The sequence below is a fragment of the Rhizobium sp. L9 genome, from assembly GCF_002531885.1.
Classification (GTDB): Bacteria; Pseudomonadota; Alphaproteobacteria; order Rhizobiales; family Rhizobiaceae; genus Rhizobium.
The window spans coordinates 53,182-73,428 of record NZ_NWSZ01000014.1 but is presented as its reverse complement, the minus strand read 5'-3'; the positions used below and the strand labels follow the sequence as shown (position 1 = coordinate 73,428).

Here is a 20,247-nt window from a genome sequence, read left to right as displayed (position 1 = left end):
TCTACCCCTTCGACTCCTGCCGGCTCTGGAAGCGTAGGAAAATCACAGCCAAAGCGATCGTCAGAGTCGTCTGCACGACCGCGATAGCTGCGGCATAGCCGACGCGTTGGGTTGTGAAGAAGTGGTAGTAGGTCAGATAGGATGGCACCAGGGTCGAGTTGTCGGGGCCGCCGGCGGTGATGACAAAAATTGGCGCAAAGACTTTCAGTGCTGCGATCAACGTGGTCAGCACGACGACGAAAATCTCCGGCGCCAGGAGTGGGATCGTGAGTGTCACCAGCCGGCTCCACCAGTTTGCCCCGTCGAGGTCGGCAGCCTCGTAGAGAGACGGGTCGATGCGCGAAAGACCGGCCATGAAAACCACCAGGCAATAACCGACCTGTATCCAGACAATAACGAGCGAGACGGCAGCAAGCGCGTATGTCGCGTCGCCAATCCAGTTCTGGGCAAGATTATCGAGGCCGATGGCCTTTAGCGTGATGTTGATGACACCGACGGGGTTGAGAATCCAGCCCCAGAGCACGCCCGCGACCGTTACCGGCAGGATCTGCGGCAAGTAAAAACCGGCCCTGAAGAAGCTTGAGACCCATTCCCCGAATTGGTCCCTGACATAGTCGAACAGCAGAGCGGCCAGGACCAGGCCGATGCACACGGGTATCACGGTCATCGAGACGATGAACAGCAGCGTGTGATACATCGATCCCCAGAATTGATCGTCCGCAAGTAGGCGATGATAATTCTGCAGGCCGACCGGTCGCGGCGTGCCAACGCCTTTCCATGCCGTGAAGCTCAGCCCGATATTAGCAAGCTGCGGTATGAGCACGATCAGAATGAAGCCGATCACCCCCGGGATGAGGTAGAGGCTATAGCTTTGTGACCCGTCGCTCGATCGCTGGCTGGATATGGCCATGTCATTCTTCCTTCAGCCTACCACAATGGGCTGCGCCGGAGCGCAGCCCAGCGTTCAAGGTCGCGCTACTGGTTCTCCTGCGCGTCGTCGTAGACCTGCTTGATCTCTTCGACGAACTGCTCCGCAGTCAGACTGCCCTGGAAGAGGCCGGTGTCTTTCTGATTGAGCACGTCGTAGTAGCCGGGGACCGGCCAGTCAGGATAGAAGCCGAGGCCGTTTTTGTCAGAGATCTGCTTGAAAACCGCTGCGGCGTTCTTGCCGATGGGATTGGTGATGGCGGAAAGATCAGCGGCGATCGGGACGCCCCCCGCATTGCCGAGTTCAGCTTGGTACTTCGGCGACAAGGTCAGGCTGATCCACTCGGCGGCGAGGTCGGGATTCTTGCTGCTCTTGGGAACGACCCAGAGATTGCCTGTCGAGCCGACAGAATATTTCGGCGTCGGAATCACGAACTGACCCCACTTGAAGTCCTTGATCGTCGAGGCAAAGGTGCCGAGATTCCACGTGCCCGAGACGTACATCGGTGCCTTGCCGGAGGTAAACAGCAGAGCAGCGTCCGGGTCCTTCATGCCCGTGGAGTCCTTGCTGATGTAGCCCTTGCTAACCCAGTCGACCAATGTCTGCGCCGCATAGAGGTAAGGCGCGCCGTCGAGAGGGGCCTTCAAACCCTGATAATTCTGGATCCAGGCGTCATCGGCCTTGGTGTAGGCGAGAGAGGCAAGCAAGTGCTGGCCACTGGTGTCGATGGCGCCGAGCGCGAGAGGCGTGATACCTTTCTGCTTGAAGGCTTCCAAGTCAGCGACCCACTCTTCAAGCGTCGTCGGCGGCTTGAGGCCTGCCTTTTCGAACATGTCAATATTGTAGAAGCACGAAACATATTCGCCGAAAACAGAGACGCCCCAAACAGGGCCGGAGCCATAGATGCCCTTTTCGTCATAACGGCTTAGGACAAAATCGCCCTCGTTAAGGATCTTGTCCCAGCCCTCCTTCTTTACGTAGTCATCCAGATTGGTCAGCAATCCCTGGCTTGCAACCAAGCCAGCGGTCGCATTGCCCTTGTTGTACTCGAGCACGTCAGGAGCCTGGTCGGAATTGAGGATCATGCCGCCTGAGGCCTGCAACTGCTGAAAGGTCTTCTGCTCAAAGCTGACGGTGATATCAGGATGTTTCCCCTTGAACTCCTCGAGCGCCTTCTTCCAGACAATGCCCTGAGCCGTGGTCGGCTCCTCGAACCACCAGATCTTGAAGGTCTTCTGTTCGGCATGGCCGATCGATGTCATCAGCATCGCCGTGCCGAGTGCTAGCGCAAGTGTTGCAATTCTTTTCATGCCTTCCTCCCAAAAAAGCGGCTGCGCCGCGAAAAGACCAGATAGTCAGTCATGGCGCCCCGCCCAGCCTCCCAGCCCGGCGGCGCTCCATTTTAGGCGGTTGATCAGGGATCAACAATGAAATCTCCGCCCCGGCATTTCTTTAGATAGTTGAGCCCGTGAACCTGGCCAGTCATCTCAAGTTCGTCGCGATAGACCGGGTCGTGCCATCCCTCGATGTCGATCGAGCCGGACCAGCCGGCAAGGCGCAGTTCGGAGATAATGTCGGTCCAGTTGCTGTCGCCAAAGCCCGGCGTGCGCATGTAGACGAACTTCTCCTTGCCGAAGATGCCGTGTTCCTTGATGACCTCCCAGCGGATGGTCGCGTCCTTGCCGTGGACGTGGAAAAACTTGTGCGCCCATTTGCGGATCTGCGGCATGGGATCGATCAGATAGACCATCTGATGGCAGGGCTCCCATTCCAGCCCGATATGATCATCCGGCGTCTCGTTGAAGATCAATTCCCAGGCATCCGGGTTGTGAGCGATGTTCCAGTCGCCATTCGCCCAATTGCCATCCATGGCGCAATTCTCGAAGGCGATCTTGACGCCCTTGTCGGCGGCGCGTTTGGCGAGTTCGCTCCAGATCTCTTTGTAGCGCGGCAGACTGTCGGTCAGCGGCTTGCCGCGAATGCGTCCGGTGAAGCCGGCGACGCAGGTGGCGCCGAAATGATGAGCGTTGTCGATGCAGTCCTTCCAGCCCTGCAACGTCTCCAGGTCGATCGCGTCCTCTTCCAGTGGGTTGCCGAACATGCCGAGCGTCGAAATGGTGATGTCGCGGTCGCCGATCGCGTCGAGGCAGCGCTTGCCGAGCTCGGCAAGGTTCTGTCCCTTCGTCGTCTGCCAGAAGAACGGTTCGAAGCTCTCGAAGCCCAGCTCGGCAATCTGGCCGATGCGTGTGGCGGCGTCGCCCTTGTTGCCGCTGACCATGGTGCCGATGCGAATGGATTTTGCAGGATTGCTCACGTCAGTTGATCCTATGCTGAAATTTCGATGCGCCGGCCTGTCTTGGCGCTTTCGATCGCGCCGAAGACCATCGCAAGGCTTCTGATATTGTCGGAATTGACGGTCTCGGGCTGATTGCCCGTGCGGATCGCCGCGATGAAATCGGCAATGACGCTGGCGTGGCCGTGGGTTTCCTCGTCATGTTCTGGACCGGGAACGTTTACGGAAACAATGCCGCGCAACAGACCCGGCTCCTCGCCGGCGACGGCGGCCTTGAAATTCTCTTCGCCGTCCCAGGTCACCATTCCCTTCGAGCCGACGAGACGCCACTGGCTTTCCCAACTGGTGCGCTCACCCTCGGCGCACCATGAGCCGCGATAGGTGAAGACGATGTCGTCGGAAAATTCGAAGATGGCGTTTGCCGACGCGCCATGCCGGTACCAGGAACCCTTCGGATTGCGTTCGACGCAATAGACGGCGAGCGGCTTCTTGTCCGCGACGTAGCGCGCCGCATCGAAGGTATGGATCGCCATGTCGAGAAGCAGCACATTGTCCATCTCCTCGCGGAAGCCGCCAAAATGCGGCGCGAGGAAGAAATCGCAATGAATGGCGGTAAGCTCGCCGATCGCACCGCTGTCGACGAAACGGCGCAGGCGCCTGATCCCCGAAATGAAGCGGCGGTTTTGGATGACCGCGTGGATGCGGCCGCTCTCGGCGGCGAGATCGATCAGGGCGGCCCCCTCGGCGAGCGAGGCGGCCATCGGCTTTTCGCTCAGCACATGGCAGCCGGCCTTCAGCGCCGTCGAAACGACATCGTACCGGGCCGCTGGAATGACGATATCGAAGACGAGATCCGCCTTCGTGGCAGCGATGACCTCGGACAGGTCAGAGCCGATGACGGCACCTTCCAGATCGAACTCGGCGGCGAGCTTTTCTGCCGTCTCCCGATTCAGGTCGACGAGGCCGACGATGGCGATGGACTCTGCGAGTTGAGGCTTGGAAGCGATCGCGCGCAACCAACCTTTGGACATAGCTCCGCACCCGCACAGAATGGCACTGAATTTCACGATTTCCTCCAAGAGAATGGCGCCAACTCTCCTCGTGACACGCATTCCGTAAACGTTTACGACTGTAGGCGAAAACATTTTACGCTGTCAATAGAGGCGAAATGCGAAAATGCAGAGCAGAGGAAAAGCGCCAGCAGCGAGAGGCATCCGCCAGCTTGCCGAACACCTTGATATCTCGATCGGCACGGTCTCCCGTGCGCTGAACAACAAACCTGACGTGAACGAGGAAACCCGCCGGCGCGTGCTGGCGGCGGCCGAAGAGCTCGGCTACGTCGCCAATCAGTCGGGACGGAGCCTTCGACAGGGAGAAACCAAGGTCATCGGCTTGATGATTGAATCCAGCCGGGAAGTGGTCGAAAATGCCGACAACTTTTTCCTTGGGGTCACCAGCGGGCTGCAGCATTGCTTTGCCCGCCATAAGCTCGACCTCCTGATGCTTCCCTGCCCGGCCGATGAGGACCCGCGCGAATATCTCAAGCGCATGGTGGCGCGACGTGTCGTCGATGCGATGATCATCTCCAACACGCAGCGAATCGATCGGCGTATCGATCTTCTCTCGCGCGCGAAGCTTCCCTTCGTTGCTGTCGGCCGCAGCCTTTCGCCCGGCAATTTTCCCTGGGTCGATCTCGATTTCGAGGGGGTCGCCGAGAGCGCTGTCGAACGGCTGGTCGCGCGCGGCCATCGCCGGATCGCGATTACGGCGCCATCGACTGAGGCCAATCTCGGCTATCTCTTTGTCGACAGCTATCGCCGTGCGCTCGAACGGCACGGCATCCGTTTCGATCCCTTGCTGGTCATTCGCGTCAAGTCGAGCGAACAAGGCGGCTACCACGCAGCACATGAACTGCTGCAGCTTGAAGACCGGCCGACCGCAGTCATCTTGATCTACGAGATCATGGCGATCGGCCTCTACCGACGGCTGATGGAGTCGGGGATTCTCCCCGGTCGCGACCTTGCGGTCATAGGTTTCCGCGATGCCCCGCGCGCACGCTTCCTGCAGCCCTCGCTCAGCTGCTTCCGCATGTCGCTCCATGATCTCGGCATAGCGATCGGCCAGACGCTTCTCGCCAGCATGCCGGCCTATCGCGGGCTCTATCCGGATGGCGGCCGCAACATCATCTGGCCGCTCGAACTGTCACCGGGAGAAAGCGACGCGTTTGAGGTCGCAGCCCCCGTCTGAGCGCCTCGAAACTCAGATAGCACAGACAAACGCCCCTCTGCAGACGCGATGATCGCTGCCACTGCGCTGGAACACGGGCTGAAACTGGTTACGCGCAATATCGCCGACTTCATCCCTTTAGGCGTCGAATGCATCGATCCCTGGCGTTTTGAAACGCCGGACTGAGCATCCCGCGGCCGTGCCTCATGCACGTGCAGCGAAAAAGCGATTTTCCGGCCGCGGCAGTCCGAGATGCTCGCGCAGCGTCGTGCCTTTGTATTCGCTGCGGAACAGGCCGCGGCGCTGGAGCTCCGGGATCAGTCTTTCGGTGACATCTATCAGGCCCTGCGGCAGATAGGGGAAAACGACGTTGAAGCCGTCCGAGCCTTCTTCTTCCAGCCAGCGTTCCATCTCGTCGGCAATGCTTGCTGGCGTGCCGACGAAGGCGAGGCCGGCATAACCGCCATAACGCTGCGCCAGCTGGCGAACGGTCAGCTTCTCCTCGGCGGCGAGCTTCAGCACCTGTGCCCGGCCAGTCTTGCTGGCATTGGTGTCGGGAATATCGGCCGGCAGTGGCGCGTCGGGATCGAAGCCGGAAACATCATGGCCGAGCGCGATCGACAGCGAGGCGATGGCGCTGTCGTAATGCACAAGGCTGTCGAGGGTGGCGCGTTTGGCGCGGGCCTCCTCGATGCTGTCACCGACGATGACGAAGGCGGCCGGCAGGATCTTGAGATGGTCGCGATCACGGCCGATTGCTTGCATGCGCCCCTTGATATCGGCATAGAGCGCCTTGCCCGCGGCCAGTTCGCGCGGCGAACAGAAAACCACTTCGGCGGTCTCGGCTGCGAGCTGACGGCCGGGATCGGACTGGCCGGCCTGCACGATGACAGGCCAGCCTTGCGGCGGGCGGGCAATGTTAAGCGGCCCGCGAACGCTCAGTTCCTCGCCCTTGTGGTTAAGCACGTGCATCTTTTCCGGATCGAAGAACAGGCCGCTTTCCCGGTCTCGGATGAAGGCATCATCGGCGAAGCTGTCCCAAAGACCGGTCACGACATCGTAGAACTCGCGCGCACGATGATAACGCTCGCCATGCTCCACGTGCTCGTCTAGGCCGAAATTGAGCGCGGCGTCTGGATTGGACGTGGTGACGATGTTCCAGCCGGAACGGCCACCGCTGATATGGTCGAGCGAGGCAAATCGCCGGGCGATGTGATAGGGCTCGTCGAATGTGGTGGAAGCGGTCGCGACGAGGCCGATGCGCTCCGTCACCGCCGCCAGCGCGGACAGCAGCGTGAACGGCTCGAAGGAGGTCACGGTGTGGCTGCGCCTCAGGGCCTCGACCGGCATATTCAGCACAGCGAGGTGATCAGCCATGAAAAAGGCGTCGAACTTCGCCCGCTCCAACGCCTGCGCGAAGGATTTCAGGTGTGCGAAATTGAAGTTGGCGTCGGGATAGGAGCCGGGATAGCGCCATGCGCCGGTGTGCAGACTGACGGGACGCATGAAGGCGCCGAGGCGCAACTGCCGTGGGGTCATGATGTTCCTCATGGATTGGGCACGGCGGACGCCTGCCCCGGATCTCGGATACGTAGGAATGCGATGAAATCAAATCGAGGCCGCAAGCGGCATTTTCAGCCGCAAACTTTTCCGGCGTTCCAAGTGGCACCGCAGCGCGACCCTTCCTTCCAAACCGTAATGGCGCGGGCGGGAGGCTGATAAGCAAACACTTTTTATTTTCGATCACATCTATAGAATTTGTACTCTTATCTCGGCGCCCGATTTCTTTCACCGATAGCATCGTCAGAATTGGAGGCATCGATGAACAGCGTGCTGAGGCAAGCAGACCAGATTCGGCCAGTGGCCGCACGTATCGGCAGCGACGAGGAGGCGATCGCCACCGCGCGGAAGCTGGCTGCACTATTTGCGGCGCGCGCCGCCGAACGTGACGCCGACCGGATCCTGCCTTTCGCCGAGCTTGATCTCCTCGCCCAGTCCGGACTCCTCGCGATCACCGTGCCCGCGCAACTTGGCGGGCTCGACGTTTCCAACGCCGTGCTTGCCGAGATCACTGCGATCCTGTCGGAGGCCGACGGTTCGATCGGCCAGATCCCGCAAAATCATTTCTACATTCTCGAGTCGTTGCGAACCGATGGCAGCGAGGAGCAGCAGCGCTATTTCTTCGGCCGCGTACTGGCCGGCGACCGCTTCGGCAATGCGCTTTCCGAGCGCGGCACCAAGACCGTCGGCCACTACAATACGCGCATCACCCGCGACGGGCCCGGCTACCGGATCAATGGCCGCAAATTCTATTCGACCGGTGTCCTCTTCGCCGACTGGATCACCGTCTTCGCGCTTGATCCGGAAGACCGGCTGACCATGGCTTTCGTGCCGAAGGGCACCGAAGGCGTGGAAATCGTCGACGACTGGGACGGCTTCGGCCAGCGCACCACCGGCAGCGGCACGACGATCCTCGACAATGTCTATGTCAGCGCCGATTCCGTGGTTTTACATCACAGGGGCTTCGAGCGGCCCACGACGATCGGCTCGGTGGGGCAGATCATCCACGCGGGTGTGGATCTCGGCATTGCGCGCGCGGCCTTCGCCGCAACACTGGATTTCGTCAGGACGAAATCGCGCCCCTGGATGGATAGCGGCCTCGATCGCGCCTCAGACGATCCTCTTACGATCGCCAAGGTGGGGCAGATCGCCATCCGGCTGGAAGCCGCGACGGCACTGGTGGAACGTGCCGGTCACAAGGTTGACGCCGCGCAGGTCGAGACGACGGAGGAAAAGGTGGTCGAGGCGACACTTGCCGTTGCCGCCGCCAAGGTGCTGACAACCGAGGTGGCGCTCGAGGCTTCCAACACGCTCTTCGAACTTGCCGGCACCTCGTCGGTGCAGATCGGCCTCAATCTAGACCGTCATTGGCGCAATGCCCGCACCCATACGCTGCACGATCCCGTGCGGTGGAAGTACCATGTCGTCGGCAACTATCACCTGAACGGCGTCAGGCCGCCAAAGAACGGCGCGCTCTGAATTCGAGCCCCCAACAAAAAACCCACCGCCGGCGCGCCGGCGGTGGGTTTGCTTTCATGGCGGGCGTGGTCGCCTCAGCTGTAGAGGCTGACCTCCGGTATCTTATCGTTCAGCACGAATTCGCCGACTTCCTTGGCCTTGTAGAAGACGGGATCGTGCAGCGTATGGGTGCGGACATTCCGCCAGAATCGGTCGAAGCGGTATTTGTCGGCCGTCGAGCGTGCACCGGTCAGCTCGAAGACGCGCGAGGTGATGTCGAGCGAGACATGGGTGGCGTGAACCTTGGCGGCATAGGCTTCGGCCGCCGCTTCGCCGCGCTCGCGTTCAGTTACCTTCAGGCCACGGGCAAGGCCAGCCTGCACCGCAGCGGCCGCGCTGTCGGCAAGCGCTGCCGAGGCCTTGAGCGCCGCGGTGAATTCGCCGACACGTTCGAGGATATAGGGATCGTCGGCCGCCCGCTCTACGCCCGAGGTGATCCACGGCCGGGTGGTGGTGCGCACATAATCCACCGCCGCCTGCAGCGCGCCTTCGGCGGTGCCGAGATAGAAGTTGACGAAAACAAGCTGGATGAAGGGCGTGTTGAAGGTTGAAAGCACCGGCGCGGCGGCATCAGGTGCGGCGGGGGCGCCAACGAAATCCTCCTCGTAGACGGGAAAGTCGCGGAATTCGACGCTGCCGCTGTCGGAGAGACGCTGGCCGATATTGTCCCAGTCGTCATTGGCGACATAGCCCGGCCGATTGGTCGGCACGGCAAAGCCGGCGATCTTGTCGTCGAGCGCTGCATTGGCATTGATGTAATCGGAGACACGCGCCGCCGTGGAGAAGGACTTGCGTCCGTTCAGCACATAGCCGTTGCCGCGGCGGGTGAGCACCAGACCGGGATCGCGCGGGTTGACGGCGGCGCCCCAGTAGAGGTTCCTGGCGACGGTTTCGCTGCCGAGTGCATGGGCACGCGCCGGATCGAGCGCCCAGTAAATGTACTGGCTGTTGACATAATGGTAGCCGAGCAGCTGGCCGATCGAGCTCTCGCCCCGGGCGAGGATGCGCACCAGCTTCAGACCGTCGACCCAGTCGAGGCCGCCGCCACCAATCTCGGTAGGATGCAGCGCATTCAGCAGCCCGGCATTCTTCAGCTTGACGATTTCAGCGAGCGGCGGACGACCGTCGCGATCGAGGTCTGCGGCGCGGCGGGAAAGGTCGGCCGAAATCTCCTCGGCACGGGCAAAGAGGTCTTCTCGCGTCGGGTTGCGGCTCACCGCGAAGACGACATTGGACTGGCTCATGGACGGGGCTCCAATTCTCCAAAAAGATGATCCGGCGGGAGCCGAGTGCTCCCGCCGGAAGGATCGCGCTGAAAAGCCTTAGAACAGCTTGTCCGGGATCCAGCTCGCGGTCGCCGCATCGCTCGTGCTGAAGGCCGGGATCTTGGCCGCCAGGTCCTCGATCGTCTTGACGCCAGCGGCGCGCAGGCTTTCCTGCGTCAGAAGGGTCGGCTTGACGGTAATCTGATGAGGAACCGTCTGCCCGGCGATTTCCAGCGCCGCAGCGCGGATGGAGACGGCGCCGACGACGGCAGGATTGGTCGCCACCGTTGCGACCCAGGGGCTGCCCTCCTCGGTGATCTCCTGGATATCGGCTGTGGAAACGTCGGCCGAATAGATCTTGAGTTTCTTGGCGATGCCAAGGTCGTTTGCGGCAAGTTTTACGCCGCGGGCGAATTCGTCATAGGGCGCGAAGACGACAGATATATCCGGATTGGCGGCCAGGGCGGCCTTGGCCTGGTCGGCGGTCGAGGTCGCCGTCGTGTCGCTGACATTGCCGAAGCGGGCCTTTTCTACGACGCCCTTATTCTCCGACTTGAATTTGTCCCAAACCTCATTGCGGCGGTCGAGGGGCGCAAAGCCGGCGACATAGACATAGCCCGCTTTGAATTCCTTGCCGTTGTCCTTTACCACCTGCTCGAGAGCGAGGGATGCGAGTTCATGGTCGCTCTGCTCGACCTGCGGAATCTTGGGGTTGTTGAGGTTGACGTCGAAGGCCACGACCTTGATGCCCTTGTCGAGCGCCTGCTGGACCACGTCGCCGAGCGATTCCGGCAGGCCGTGGTCGATGACAATGCCGGAGACGCCGAGATTGATCGCCTGCAGGATCTGTTCTCGCTGCTCGGCGGCATCCTGCCGGCCGGGGAAGACGCGCAGGTCGATATCCAGCGCCTTGGCCTGGGCCTCAGCACCGGCCTGATATGCCTGGAAGAAATCGCCGGCCGAGATATAGCTGATCAGCGCCACCTTGACGCCGCCCTTGTCGAAGGGTGCCGGAGCACCGGACAGGCCGTCGGCGTGTGCGCCTTGAATGAGAATAAACGGAGTGACGGCGGCGGAGAGTGCGAGCCGTGCGAGGGATTTCATCGTCGCGTTCCTTCTAACAATCGGAGGCGTCGTCTGACAGGTTCCAGCCCTCGCGACGCGTCGATTTATTAGATATAATATCTATACTTTTAGTAGATTAAATGATCCGATTTTGCCGGCTGCGGGAGATTCTTTGTTTCCCGGGCATAGTTCACCAGGGAAATGCGTGCCTGGAATTCGCTCCCACGAACGGGGCACAATTCCGCTTCGAATGCAGTTCCGGATCTTGTCGATGCCGCTTCTTCACATTGGAAACATCACCCGCAGTTTCGGGTCGACGCGGGCGCTGGCTGGCGCGGATCTTTCTATAGAGCGCGGCGAGATCGTGGCGCTGATGGGTGCAAACGGCGCCGGCAAATCGACACTGGTAAAGATCCTTTCCGGGGTGCTCGCGGCTGATGGCGGCACGATCCATCTCGAGGGCCACCCTTTCGCGCCGCGCAGCCCGGCCGAAGCGGCGAAAGCCGGTGTCGTCACCGTGCACCAATCGACAGATATTGTCGGCGCGGCGGGACTGACCGCTGCCGATGCGCTGCTTCTTAATCGTTTCGCCGATCGCAGCACACCCTTCTTCGTGTCACGCGCCGGCATCCGCCGCGCCGCACAGGCGATGCTCGATGCTGCCGGCTTCAGCCTGCCGCTCGACCGTGATTTCGGCGAGCTTGCCAGCGCTGACCGTCAGCTGGTGGCGATCGCCCGCGCACTTGCCAATCGCGCCGATCTCCTCATCCTCGACGAGCCGACGGCAAGCCTTTCCGGCGAGGAAAGCCGACGGCTGTTCGATATTCTGCTGCGGCTGCGCAAGCGAGGCCTGGCGATCCTCTATATCTCGCACCGCACGGCCGATCTCGAAGCCATCGCCGACCGCGCAATCGTCATGCGCGGCGGCCACGTCGTCGGCACCTTCTCGCGGCCGATCGATTTTTCGAGCGCTATCGAGACAATGATCGGCCGCAAGCTGGAAGCGGCGCGGCCTGATGCGCGGCCGGCGATCGGCCCGGCGATTTTCGAAATGCGCGATGTCAGCCTGCTGCCGGAAGGCGCGACCTTCGACCTGTCGCTCTATGAGGGCGAGGTGGTGGCGGTCACCGGGGTGCTCGGCGCCGGCAAGAGCCGATTGCTCCAGGCGATCTTCGGCGTCACCGCGCTCAAGCGTGGCGCGATGTTTCTGGACGGCCGGCCGTACCGGCCGAAAAGCCCGGCCGAAGCGATTGCATCAGGTGTCGCCATGGCGGCGGAAGACCGGCACCGCTCCTCGCTGATGCCGCCGGCATGGCCAGGTCATTCGCTGTCGGCAACCATCAGCCTGCCGCATCTCGGCAAATGGTACCCGCATGGTTTCCTTCTCGGCGGCCGTGAGCGACGCGAGGCCGAGCAAGCGATCGTCCGTCTGGGCATCAAGGCCGCCGGGCCGCTCGCATCGATCTGGTCGCTTTCCGGCGGCAACCAGCAGAAGGCGGTGATCGCCCGCTGGGAGGCCGAACCGAGCCGGCTGCTGCTGCTCGACGAACCCTTCCAGGGCGTCGATGTCGGCGCCCGCCGCGACATTATCCGGGCCATCCGCGCCCGCACCGACCGGGCGACGCTGATTGCGACCTCCGATCCGGAGGAGGCCTACGAAGTGGCCGACCGCATCCTCGTTATCGACCGCCACGTGTTGAGACCTGCGGCCGACGATGCCGCCCTTCATCCTGAAATCCAGGGAATATCCGTATGACGACGATCGACGAAGAAACCGTGCCGCAGGCAGGCGCCGTGCCGCGGGCCGACCGCAATCCACTGGCCGCCCTCGGCGCGTTTCTGCGTGCGGGCGCGGTCTTCATCCTGCTTGCGCTCCTCGTCGTCGGCTTCACCATCGCCGAGCCCGCCTTCATCAATATCGCCAATCTGATGAGCATTCTGCAGGCGGTTTCCGTGGTCGCCATTCTTGGCGCCGGCGTCACCGTCACGCTCGCCGTCGGCGGCTTCGATCTGTCGATCGGCGCAGTCGCCGCATCGAGCGTCATGGCGGCGAGTTACGCGATGATCGTGTGGGGCTTCGACGCTTATGCGACTGTGCCGCTGGTCCTCGCCTTCGGCGCCCTGGTCGGTCTCGTCAACGCCTTCCTCATCGTCCGCCTGAAGGTGCCGGACCTGCTGGCGACACTGGCGATGATGTTCCTGCTCTCCGGCCTGCAACTAATCCCGACGGCAGGCCGGTCGATTTCTGCGGGTCTCACCTTGCCCGACGGCTCGAAGGCGACCGGGGCCTACGACCCGGCCTTCCTGCTGATCGGCCGCTACAGCATCCTCGGCACCCTGCCCGTTTCCGTGGTGCTGATGGCCGCCGTCGCTGTTCTCCTTTTCATCCTCACCGAGCGCACCCGCATAGGCCGGCTGCTGTTTGCGACCGGCGGCAATGAGGTCGCCACCCGGTTTGCGGGAGCCTCGACCGTCAAGCTGAAGACCCTTGCCTATGTCCTGTCGGGCACGCTGGCATCGCTCGGCGGCATCGTCATCGCCGCCCGTGTCGGGCGCGGGGACGTCTCTTCCGGCGGCTCGCTGCTGATGGATTCGGTCGCTGCCGCACTGATCGGTTTTGCCGTCTTCAATCTCAGGCGTCCGAACGTGCTCGGTACCATCGCCGGCGCCGTCTTCGTCGGCGTGCTCTTGAACGGTCTCACCATGCTGAACGCCCCTTACTACACCCAGGATTTCGTCAAGGGCGCCGTGCTCGTCGGGGCCTTAGCCCTGACCTACGGCCTCGGACGAAGCAATCCGTAATTTCAAGGAAGAAAAGACATGACCCGCCAAATCAGGCTGAACGCCTTCGATATGAATTGCGTCGGACATCAGTCGCCGGGACTGTGGCGCCATCCGCGCGACAAGTCCTGGACCTACAAGGATCTCGACTACTGGGTGCATCTGGCAAAAACGCTGGAGCGCGGCAAGTTCGACGGGTTGTTCATCGCCGACGTGCTCGGCGTCTACGATGTGCTGAACGGCAATGTCGATGCCGCACTGCGCCATTCCGCGCAGGTGCCGGTCAACGATCCGTTGCAGCTCATTCCGACGATGTCTCACGAGACCGAGCATCTCGGCTTCGGCCTGACCGCCTCACTCTCCTTCGAGCATCCCTACACTTTTGCCCGGCGCATCTCGACGCTTGACCACCTGACGAAGGGGCGTGTCGGATGGAACATCGTCACTTCCTATCTCAACAGCGGCGCGCTGAATATCGGCCAGCCCGCGCAGACGAAACATGACGATCGCTACGACCTTGCCGAGGAATATCTCGAGGTCTGCTATAAGCTGTGGGAGGGCAGCTGGGAGGACGGGGCTGTCGTCCGTGACCGCGAAACCGGCATCTTCACCCATCCGGACAAGGTTCATCCGATCCGCCATTCCGGAAAGCATTTCAACGTGCCGGGCATTCATTTGAGCGAGCCCTCGCCGCAGCGCACGCCGGTGCTCTACCAGGCCGGCGCCTCCAGCCGGGGCAAGGATTTTGCCGGCGCCCATGCCGAATGCATCTTTGTCGCCTCGCCGTCGAAGGCCGTGCTGAAACGCTATGTCGCCAATGTCCGCGAGGCAGCCGAACGTGTTGGCCGCGACCCGCGTGAAATCCTCGCCTTCAATCTGCAGACTGTGGTGCTCGGCGAGACGGATGCGGAGGCGCAGCGCAAGTTTAACGAATATCGCAAATACGCCTCCTTCGAGGGCGCATTGACGCTGATCTCCGGCTGGACGGGCATCGATTTTGGTCAGTTCGCGCCGGATGAAGTGCTGCGGCATCGGCATACCAATGCGGTGCAATCGGCCGTCGAAACCTTCACGACGATTGATCCGACGAAGGAATGGACGGTGCGCGAAATGGCCGATTGGGTCGGCGTCGGCGGCTTCGGTCCGGTTTTCGTCGGCTCGCCGCAGACGGTGGCTGATCTGATGCAGGAATGGATCGAGGATACCGATGTCGATGGATTCAACCTCGCCTATGCCGTGACGCCCGAGAGTTTCGAGGATGCCGTCGACCTGCTGGTGCCGGAATTGCAGAAGCGCGGCGTCTACAAGACCGAATATGCCAAGGGAACGCTGCGGGAAAAGCTTGGGGGAGCAGGCCCGCGGCTTGTCGCGCCGCATCCGGGGGCCGCCTACCGCAATCTCTCGGGTGAGCCGGCGCGCCTGGCCGCCAACGGTTGAGCAAATAATGGCTGGGTGACAAGAAATGTCTCGCGAACCCCGATCATTCGAAATTAATCTCGATGACGATCGGCATTTCGACGTGAATATGGCCGCTCGGAATTTGATCGATCAGGAGGGCGCATGACCATTCCAGAAATCTCACGGCGCACGCTGATGAAGGGCACCGCCCTGCTGCTTGCCTCGACGGCGCTTGCCAGGCAGGCCCTGGCGCAGGCCGAGCCAAGCGGCGGTCGGCTGGTCGTCGCGGCTGATTCCGAACCGAAGAACCTCAATCCCGCCATTGTCGCCTCGAACGGCGTCTTCTTCATCGCGAGCAAGGTTATTGAACCGCTCGCCGAAGCCTCGTTCGACGGCAAGGACCGTCTTGCGCCGCGCCTTGCCACCTCCTGGGAAGGCTCCCCCGACGGCCTCTCCGTTACCTTCAAGCTGCGTGATGGTGTGACCTGGCACGATGGCAAGCCCTTCACCTCGGTCGATGTTGCCTTCTCGGCGCTCAACATCTGGAAGCCGCTGCAGAATCTCGGCCGTCTGGTCTTCGCCAATCTGGAAGCTGTCGACACGCCCGACGATTACACCGCCATCTTCCGCTTCTCCAAGCCGACGCCGTTTCAGCTCATCCGCAACGCGCTGCCTGTCGTGACAAGCGTCGTCGCCAAGCACATTTTCGACGGCGCCGATATTGCCACCAATCCTGCCAACAACGCGCTTGTTGGCACCGGCCCGTTCAAATTTGCCGAACACAAGCCCGGGGAATACTACCGGCTGGCGCGCAACGAGAACTACTGGGACAAGGAGCAGCCGAAACTCGACGAAATCGTCTTCCGGGTGCTGCCCGATCGTGCGGCCGCCGGTGCGGCCCTCGAAGCGGACGAAATCCAGCTTGCCGCCTTTTCGGCGGTGCCTCTGGCCGATCTCGACCGTATATCCAAGGTCGACGGCATCAAGGTGATCTCGAAGGGCTACGAGGCTCTAACCTATCAGCTTGTCGTCGAGATCAATCATCGCCGCAAGGAACTGGCCGACCTCAGGGTGCGCCAGGCAATCGCACATGCGATCGACAAGAAATTCGTGGTCGATACCATCTTCCTCGGCTATGCCACCGCCTCTACCGGGCCTGTGCCAAAAAATGCGCCGGAGTTCTACACATCCGATGTCGCGATCTATGATTTCAACCCCGCTGCAGCCAACGATATTCTAGACAAGGCCGGGTACAAACAAGGGCCGGACGGCAACCGTTTCAAGCTGAAGCTGCGCCCGGCGCCCTATTTCAACGAGACCCGGCAGTTTGGCGATTACCTTCGCCAGGCGCTCGCCGTGATCGGTATCGATGCCGAGATCGTCAATGCCGATGCGGCCGCGCATCAGAAGGCTGTTTATACCGATCATGATTTCGACCTCGCGGTCGGCCCGCCGGTCTTCCGAGGCGATCCGGCGATCTCCACCACCATTCTTGTTCAATCCGGCGCACCTGCTGGCGTGCCCTTCTCGAACCAGGGCGGTTATGTCAATCCGGAACTCGACAAGATCATCAAGCAGGCATCCGAGACAGTCGACACGGCGGCGCGTACCGACCTCTACCGCAAGTTCCAGGAACTCGTTGTCGCCGACTTGCCACTGATCAACGTGGCGGAATGGGGTTTCATCACCGTCGCGCGCGATACCGTGCTCAACGTCTCGAACAACCCACGCTGGGCCGTCTCGAACTGGGGCGATACCGCGCTGCAATCGTGATAGGATCGGCGGCAACTCTCTTCCAGAGGCCCTCTCCGGCGTGAAACGAGCGATCATCCTCCTGAGGCGCAGGGCAATCAGCAGCATTCCGGTGCTGCTGATCGTGGTGATTTTCACTTTTTTCCTGCTCGAGTCCGCCTCCGGAGATGCGGTGGATGCCTATCTTGGTTCGATCGGCGGCGGCGATGCTGCGCTGATCCAGTCGCTGCGCGAAAGCTATGGCCTCGACCGCTCCATGCTCGCACGCCTCTGGCTCTATCTTTCGTCATTGGCGCGCTTCGATCTCGGCTGGTCGGTCGCCTTCGACCGGCCGGTTGGTGAACTGATCGCCGAGCGCCTGCCCAACACGCTGCTCCTGATGGGCAGTGCGACAGCGCTTTCCTTCGGCCTCGGTTCAGCGCTCGGCATCTTTGCCGGCGCGCGGCCGGGCAGCATGCGGGACCGGCTGCTGTCGATTGGTTCTCTTGTTGTTTATGCCATTCCGAGCTTCTGGCTCGGCCTGGTGCTCAGCATTGCGTTTTCGGTGAAGCTGCGCTGGTTTCCGATCGCCGGCATCGAAACGATCGCGTCCGGCAAGACCGGCCTTGCGCGCGCGCTTGACATATCGGACCATCTGGTTCTTCCGGTCGGCGCGCTTGCCCTGATCTATCTCGGCCTGTTCCTGCGGGTCATGCGTGCTGGCATGGCGGATGCATGGAAGCTCGATTTCGTGCTCTTTGCCCGTGCCAAGGGGCTGTCGCGCAGCCGCATCGTGCTGCGCCATGTCGCGCGCAACGCGCTGCTGCCGCTCGTCACCATGCTCGGTCTGCAATCGGCGGCCATGCTTGGCGGCAGCGTTGTGATCGAGAGCGTTTTCGCCATTCCAGGTTTCGGGCGGCTGGCACAGGAGGCGGTCAACGGCCGCGACGCGCCGCTTTTGATGGGCATCGTCGTTACCAGCGCGGTTCTGGTCATCTCGATCAATTTCCTCATTGATCTCGTCTATGCCGTGCTCGACCCCCGCATCGGCGCTTCTGAGGGTGGTGCATGAGCGGTCTCCAGCGATTCCTGCGCCAGCCGGAAGGCATGACAGGGCTCGTGATCCTGATCACCCTGCTTTTAGCGAGCCTGTTCGCACCTATCGTCTCGCCGGGCGATCCGTTGAGGATCGCCGGCCGCGCGCTGATTGCGCCATTCACCGATCCGGCTTTTCCGCTCGGCACCGATCGGCTCGGCCGCGATGTCCTCGCCGGTCTGCTTTACGGAGCACGCACTTCGTTTGCCGTCGGTCTTGCGGCGGCGCTTTCGGCGATGTGCCTTGGCGTCTGCGTCGGCATGGCGGCCGGTTTTGCCGGCGGGGTCGTCGACGAGGCGCTGATGCGTGTGGTCGATGCCTTCCAGATCGTGCCGGCTTTCCTGCTTGCGCTCGCCTTCGTCAGCACCATCGGCGTCTCGACGCCTGTCGTCGTCCTTGCCATCGCGCTCGGCGCCTGGGCCGATCCGGCGCGGCTGACGCGGGCGCAGGTGCTGGCGATCCGAGAACAGGATTACGTCGCCTCGGCAAGGGTAATCGGCATGCATCCGATTGAGATCGCCGTCCGCGAGATCCTGCCGAACGCATTGCCGCCGGTGCTGGCGCTTTCCGCCACCATCGTGGCCGGCGCGATCCTCACCGAGGCGGCACTTTCGTTTCTTGGGCTTGGCAATCCGAATATTGCCACCTGGGGGTCGATGATTGCCGAGGGACGCAGCGTGCTGCGTTCGGCGTCCTATCTCTCGGTTATCCCCGGCTGCGCTCTCGCGGTGACCGTACTCGGCGTCCATCTCTTCAGCGAGGGCCTCGGCAAGGCGCTGGCCGACAACGGCGTGAGGGCGGCATGAGCGACGCTTTTTGCAGCCTGCAAAAATTTTCGGTCGTCTATGGACGTGGGAGGAACGGCACAACCGCGCTCGACGGTGTCGATCTCGATCTCATCACCGGCGAGAGGCTGGCCATCATAGGCGAAAGCGGCTCCGGCAAGAGCACGCTCGCCCGCGCGCTCGCCGGTCTGCTGCCTGAAGAGGCGAAGGTCGAAGGCGAGATGCTTTGGCCGAGACTTCGCCACCCGCCCCGTCCGGGTCGTGACTTCGGCTTCGTCTTTCAGGATCCAGGCTCCAGCCTCAACCCCGTGCTGAGGATCGGCGAACAGATCGCGGAAGGCGCCAGGCGTCATCTCGGGCTGAGCTGGAAACAGGCTTATGCCAGAGCCGAGGAATTGCTCGAGCGAGTGCGAATGCCTCAGCCTGACAGGGCGATGCGGGCCTTTGCGCACCAGCTTTCAGGAGGTCAACGCCAGCGCGTGGCGATCGCAGCGGCAATTGCCGCAAAACCTGCGCTGTTGATCGCCGACGAGGCGACGAGCGCGCTCGACGTCGTCGTCCAGGCCGAGATCATTCGCCTGCTCGACGGTCTGGTACGCGAGGATGGCATGACGCTTGTCTTCATCACCCATGACATCGCCCTTGCCTCCGGCTTCGTCGACCGCCTGGCCGTCTTCCGCAATGCGAAACTGGTCGAGAAAGGTCCCGCGCGCTCGGTGCTTTCGGCTCCCAAAAGCGATTATACCGCCGACCTCATCGCCAGCCATCGCGACCTGTTGACGCCGCCGCTGATCGCAGGGGCGCCGTCATGAAGCCGACGCTGCTTTCCATAGCAAATATCTCGAAAGACTTTTCCTCTTCAGGCCATCGGCTCGCCGCTCTCGATAATGTCTCGCTGACGATCGCGGCCGGCGAAACGCTCGGCCTCGTCGGTGCTTCCGGCAGCGGAAAATCGAGCCTGTCGCGCATTCTGCTGCGGCTTCTCCCTTGTGATGCCGGTTCGATCTGCTTCGAGGGAGAGGATTGGCTTGCCTTGAACGGCGCATCTCTACGCCGCAAACGGGCGCGCATGCAGATGGTATTCCAGGACCCGCTTGCCGCTTTCAATCCGCTGGCGAGTGTTGCTGCGGTTCTCGATGATCCGCTGCGCATTCATGGCATCGTGCCCAGGGATCAGCGGGCCGGCGAGATCGCGATGCTTCTCGACCGCGTGGGCCTGCCTGCCAGTTATGCCGGCCGCCCGATTCGTACGCTCTCGGGCGGCCAGCGCCAGCGTGTGGCGATTGCCCGGTCTATTGCCACGCGTCCCTCTCTTTTGGTGCTGGATGAGGCAGTCTCAGCGCTCGATGTCACGGTGCGCGGCAAGGTCCTCGAACTTTTGGTGAGCCTGCAGAAAGAACAGGGCATTGCCTGTCTGTTCATTTCGCACGATCTTGCCGTCGTGCGAGCCGTTTCTCACCGCATCGCCGTCATGGATCGCGGGCGGATCGTCGAGACCGGCCACGCGGCGGCTATCGTGGCCGAACCGAAATCGGCTGCCGGCCGCGCGCTTGTGGAAGCTGTTCCCCGTCTCGTTACCAATCCATCTTAAGGAAACGTCC

17 protein-coding genes and 1 pseudogene are annotated in these 20,247 nt (G+C 61.9%); 11 read left to right on the top strand and 7 right to left on the bottom strand.

The features are described 5' to 3' along the window. Window position 1: 1 nt before the first annotated feature. The 4 genes from CO660_RS16570 to CO660_RS16555 form a co-directional block, all read right to left on the bottom strand. The gene (locus CO660_RS16570) at window positions 2-910 is read right to left on the bottom strand and encodes a sugar ABC transporter permease (RefSeq protein WP_085781543.1); all 909 of its coding nucleotides are present in this window, start codon (window positions 908-910) and stop codon (window positions 2-4) included. Window positions 911-975: 65 nt separating this feature from the next. Then, window positions 976-2,238 carry an extracellular solute-binding protein gene (locus CO660_RS16565; protein WP_085781544.1) on the bottom strand — a complete coding sequence of 421 codons (1,263 nt, stop codon included), beginning with the start codon at window positions 2,236-2,238 and terminating at the stop codon, window positions 976-978. 104 nt (window positions 2,239-2,342) lie between these two features. After that, the gene (locus CO660_RS16560) at window positions 2,343-3,242 is read right to left on the bottom strand and encodes a sugar phosphate isomerase/epimerase (RefSeq protein WP_097599624.1); all 900 of its coding nucleotides are present in this window, start codon (window positions 3,240-3,242) and stop codon (window positions 2,343-2,345) included. An 11-nt stretch (window positions 3,243-3,253) separates the two neighbouring features. Then, on the bottom strand, window positions 3,254-4,288 hold the full coding sequence (locus CO660_RS16555) for a Gfo/Idh/MocA family oxidoreductase (protein ID WP_097599670.1): 1,035 nt from the start codon (window positions 4,286-4,288) through the stop codon (window positions 3,254-3,256). Between the two features lie 109 nt (window positions 4,289-4,397). On the opposite strand from CO660_RS16555, the gene CO660_RS16550 reads away from it, so the two are divergent. Continuing rightward, window positions 4,398-5,468, top strand: coding sequence for a substrate-binding domain-containing protein (locus CO660_RS16550; protein ID WP_097599623.1), 1,071 nt, complete (start codon window positions 4,398-4,400; stop codon window positions 5,466-5,468). 24 nt (window positions 5,469-5,492) lie between these two features. Next, a pseudogene (locus CO660_RS16545) lies at window positions 5,493-5,633 on the top strand (PIN domain-containing protein); the annotation flags it as partial. Window positions 5,634-5,651: 18 nt separating this feature from the next. Here CO660_RS16545 and CO660_RS16540 read toward each other — a convergent pair. Then, window positions 5,652-6,986 carry an LLM class flavin-dependent oxidoreductase gene (locus CO660_RS16540; protein WP_097599622.1) on the bottom strand — a complete coding sequence of 445 codons (1,335 nt, stop codon included), beginning with the start codon at window positions 6,984-6,986 and terminating at the stop codon, window positions 5,652-5,654. A 282-nt stretch (window positions 6,987-7,268) separates the two neighbouring features. Between CO660_RS16540 and CO660_RS16535 the strand changes: the two genes are divergently transcribed. Beyond that, window positions 7,269-8,486, top strand: a complete 1,218-nt coding sequence (locus tag CO660_RS16535; protein WP_097599621.1) for an SfnB family sulfur acquisition oxidoreductase — start codon at window positions 7,269-7,271, stop codon at window positions 8,484-8,486. Window positions 8,487-8,560: 74 nt separating this feature from the next. Here CO660_RS16535 and CO660_RS16530 read toward each other — a convergent pair whose 3' ends face one another. Both CO660_RS16530 and CO660_RS16525 read right to left on the bottom strand, forming a co-directional pair. Then, window positions 8,561-9,769, bottom strand: a complete 1,209-nt coding sequence (locus CO660_RS16530; protein WP_097599620.1) for an acyl-CoA dehydrogenase family protein — start codon at window positions 9,767-9,769, stop codon at window positions 8,561-8,563. Between the two features lie 78 nt (window positions 9,770-9,847). After that, window positions 9,848-10,894 (bottom strand): substrate-binding domain-containing protein, encoded by a 1,047-nt coding sequence (locus CO660_RS16525; protein WP_097599619.1) that lies wholly within the window; start codon window positions 10,892-10,894, stop codon window positions 9,848-9,850. A gap of 232 nt (window positions 10,895-11,126) precedes the next feature. Between CO660_RS16525 and CO660_RS16520 the strand changes: the two genes are divergently transcribed. The 8 genes from CO660_RS16520 (at window position 11,127) to CO660_RS16485 (ending at window position 20,237) form a co-directional block, all read left to right on the top strand. Then, window positions 11,127-12,611 carry a sugar ABC transporter ATP-binding protein gene (locus CO660_RS16520; protein ID WP_097599669.1) on the top strand — a complete coding sequence of 495 codons (1,485 nt, stop codon included), beginning with the start codon at window positions 11,127-11,129 and terminating at the stop codon, window positions 12,609-12,611. Continuing rightward, a complete protein-coding gene (locus CO660_RS16515) occupies window positions 12,608-13,657 on the top strand; it encodes an ABC transporter permease (RefSeq protein WP_097599618.1) in 1,050 nt (349 codons plus the stop codon). Before CO660_RS16520 ends, CO660_RS16515 begins: the two co-directional genes overlap by 4 nt. 18 nt (window positions 13,658-13,675) lie before the next feature. Beyond that, window positions 13,676-15,073 carry an LLM class flavin-dependent oxidoreductase gene (locus CO660_RS16510; protein ID WP_097599617.1) on the top strand — a complete coding sequence of 466 codons (1,398 nt, stop codon included), beginning with the start codon at window positions 13,676-13,678 and terminating at the stop codon, window positions 15,071-15,073. A gap of 123 nt (window positions 15,074-15,196) precedes the next feature. Continuing rightward, window positions 15,197-16,807, top strand: coding sequence for an ABC transporter substrate-binding protein (locus CO660_RS16505; RefSeq protein ID WP_097599616.1), 1,611 nt, complete (start codon window positions 15,197-15,199; stop codon window positions 16,805-16,807). 40 nt (window positions 16,808-16,847) lie between these two features. Beyond that, window positions 16,848-17,837 carry an ABC transporter permease gene (locus tag CO660_RS16500; protein ID WP_097599615.1) on the top strand — a complete coding sequence of 330 codons (990 nt, stop codon included), beginning with the start codon at window positions 16,848-16,850 and terminating at the stop codon, window positions 17,835-17,837. After that, a complete protein-coding gene (locus CO660_RS16495; RefSeq protein ID WP_097599614.1) occupies window positions 17,834-18,667 on the top strand; it encodes an ABC transporter permease in 834 nt (277 codons plus the stop codon). Before CO660_RS16500 ends, CO660_RS16495 begins: the two co-directional genes overlap by 4 nt. Then, the gene (locus tag CO660_RS16490) at window positions 18,664-19,458 is read left to right on the top strand and encodes an ABC transporter ATP-binding protein (protein WP_097599613.1); all 795 of its coding nucleotides are present in this window, start codon (window positions 18,664-18,666) and stop codon (window positions 19,456-19,458) included. Before CO660_RS16495 ends, CO660_RS16490 begins: the two co-directional genes overlap by 4 nt. After that, window positions 19,455-20,237 (top strand): ATP-binding cassette domain-containing protein, encoded by a 783-nt coding sequence (locus CO660_RS16485; RefSeq protein ID WP_097599612.1) that lies wholly within the window; start codon window positions 19,455-19,457, stop codon window positions 20,235-20,237. Before CO660_RS16490 ends, CO660_RS16485 begins: the two co-directional genes overlap by 4 nt. The last annotated feature ends 10 nt before the right edge of the window (window positions 20,238-20,247 follow it).

What these genes read in the sequence shown, in the direction of transcription:
- CO660_RS16495 (WP_097599614.1), top strand. Translation starts at nt 17,834, where the DNA reads ATGAGCGGTCTCCAGCGATTCCTGCGCCAGCCGGAAGGCATGACAGGG.
- CO660_RS16510 (WP_097599617.1), top strand. Translation starts at nt 13,676, where the DNA reads ATGACCCGCCAAATCAGGCTGAACGCCTTCGATATGAATTGCGTCGGA.
- CO660_RS16515 (WP_097599618.1), top strand. Translation starts at nt 12,608, where the DNA reads ATGACGACGATCGACGAAGAAACCGTGCCGCAGGCAGGCGCCGTGCCG.
- CO660_RS16565 (WP_085781544.1), bottom strand. Translation starts at nt 2,238, where the DNA reads ATGAAAAGAATTGCAACACTTGCGCTAGCACTCGGCACGGCGATGCTG.
- CO660_RS16485 (WP_097599612.1), top strand. Translation starts at nt 19,455, where the DNA reads ATGAAGCCGACGCTGCTTTCCATAGCAAATATCTCGAAAGACTTTTCC.
- CO660_RS16520 (WP_097599669.1), top strand. Translation starts at nt 11,127, where the DNA reads ATGCCGCTTCTTCACATTGGAAACATCACCCGCAGTTTCGGGTCGACG.
- CO660_RS16540 (WP_097599622.1), bottom strand. Translation starts at nt 6,986, where the DNA reads ATGACCCCACGGCAGTTGCGCCTCGGCGCCTTCATGCGTCCCGTCAGT.
- CO660_RS16530 (WP_097599620.1), bottom strand. Translation starts at nt 9,769, where the DNA reads ATGAGCCAGTCCAATGTCGTCTTCGCGGTGAGCCGCAACCCGACGCGA.
- CO660_RS16525 (WP_097599619.1), bottom strand. Translation starts at nt 10,894, where the DNA reads ATGAAATCCCTCGCACGGCTCGCACTCTCCGCCGCCGTCACTCCGTTT.
- CO660_RS16535 (WP_097599621.1), top strand. Translation starts at nt 7,269, where the DNA reads ATGAACAGCGTGCTGAGGCAAGCAGACCAGATTCGGCCAGTGGCCGCA.
- CO660_RS16550 (WP_097599623.1), top strand. Translation starts at nt 4,398, where the DNA reads ATGCAGAGCAGAGGAAAAGCGCCAGCAGCGAGAGGCATCCGCCAGCTT.
- CO660_RS16570 (WP_085781543.1), bottom strand. Translation starts at nt 910, where the DNA reads ATGGCCATATCCAGCCAGCGATCGAGCGACGGGTCACAAAGCTATAGC.
- CO660_RS16490 (WP_097599613.1), top strand. Translation starts at nt 18,664, where the DNA reads ATGAGCGACGCTTTTTGCAGCCTGCAAAAATTTTCGGTCGTCTATGGA.
- CO660_RS16505 (WP_097599616.1), top strand. Translation starts at nt 15,197, where the DNA reads ATGACCATTCCAGAAATCTCACGGCGCACGCTGATGAAGGGCACCGCC.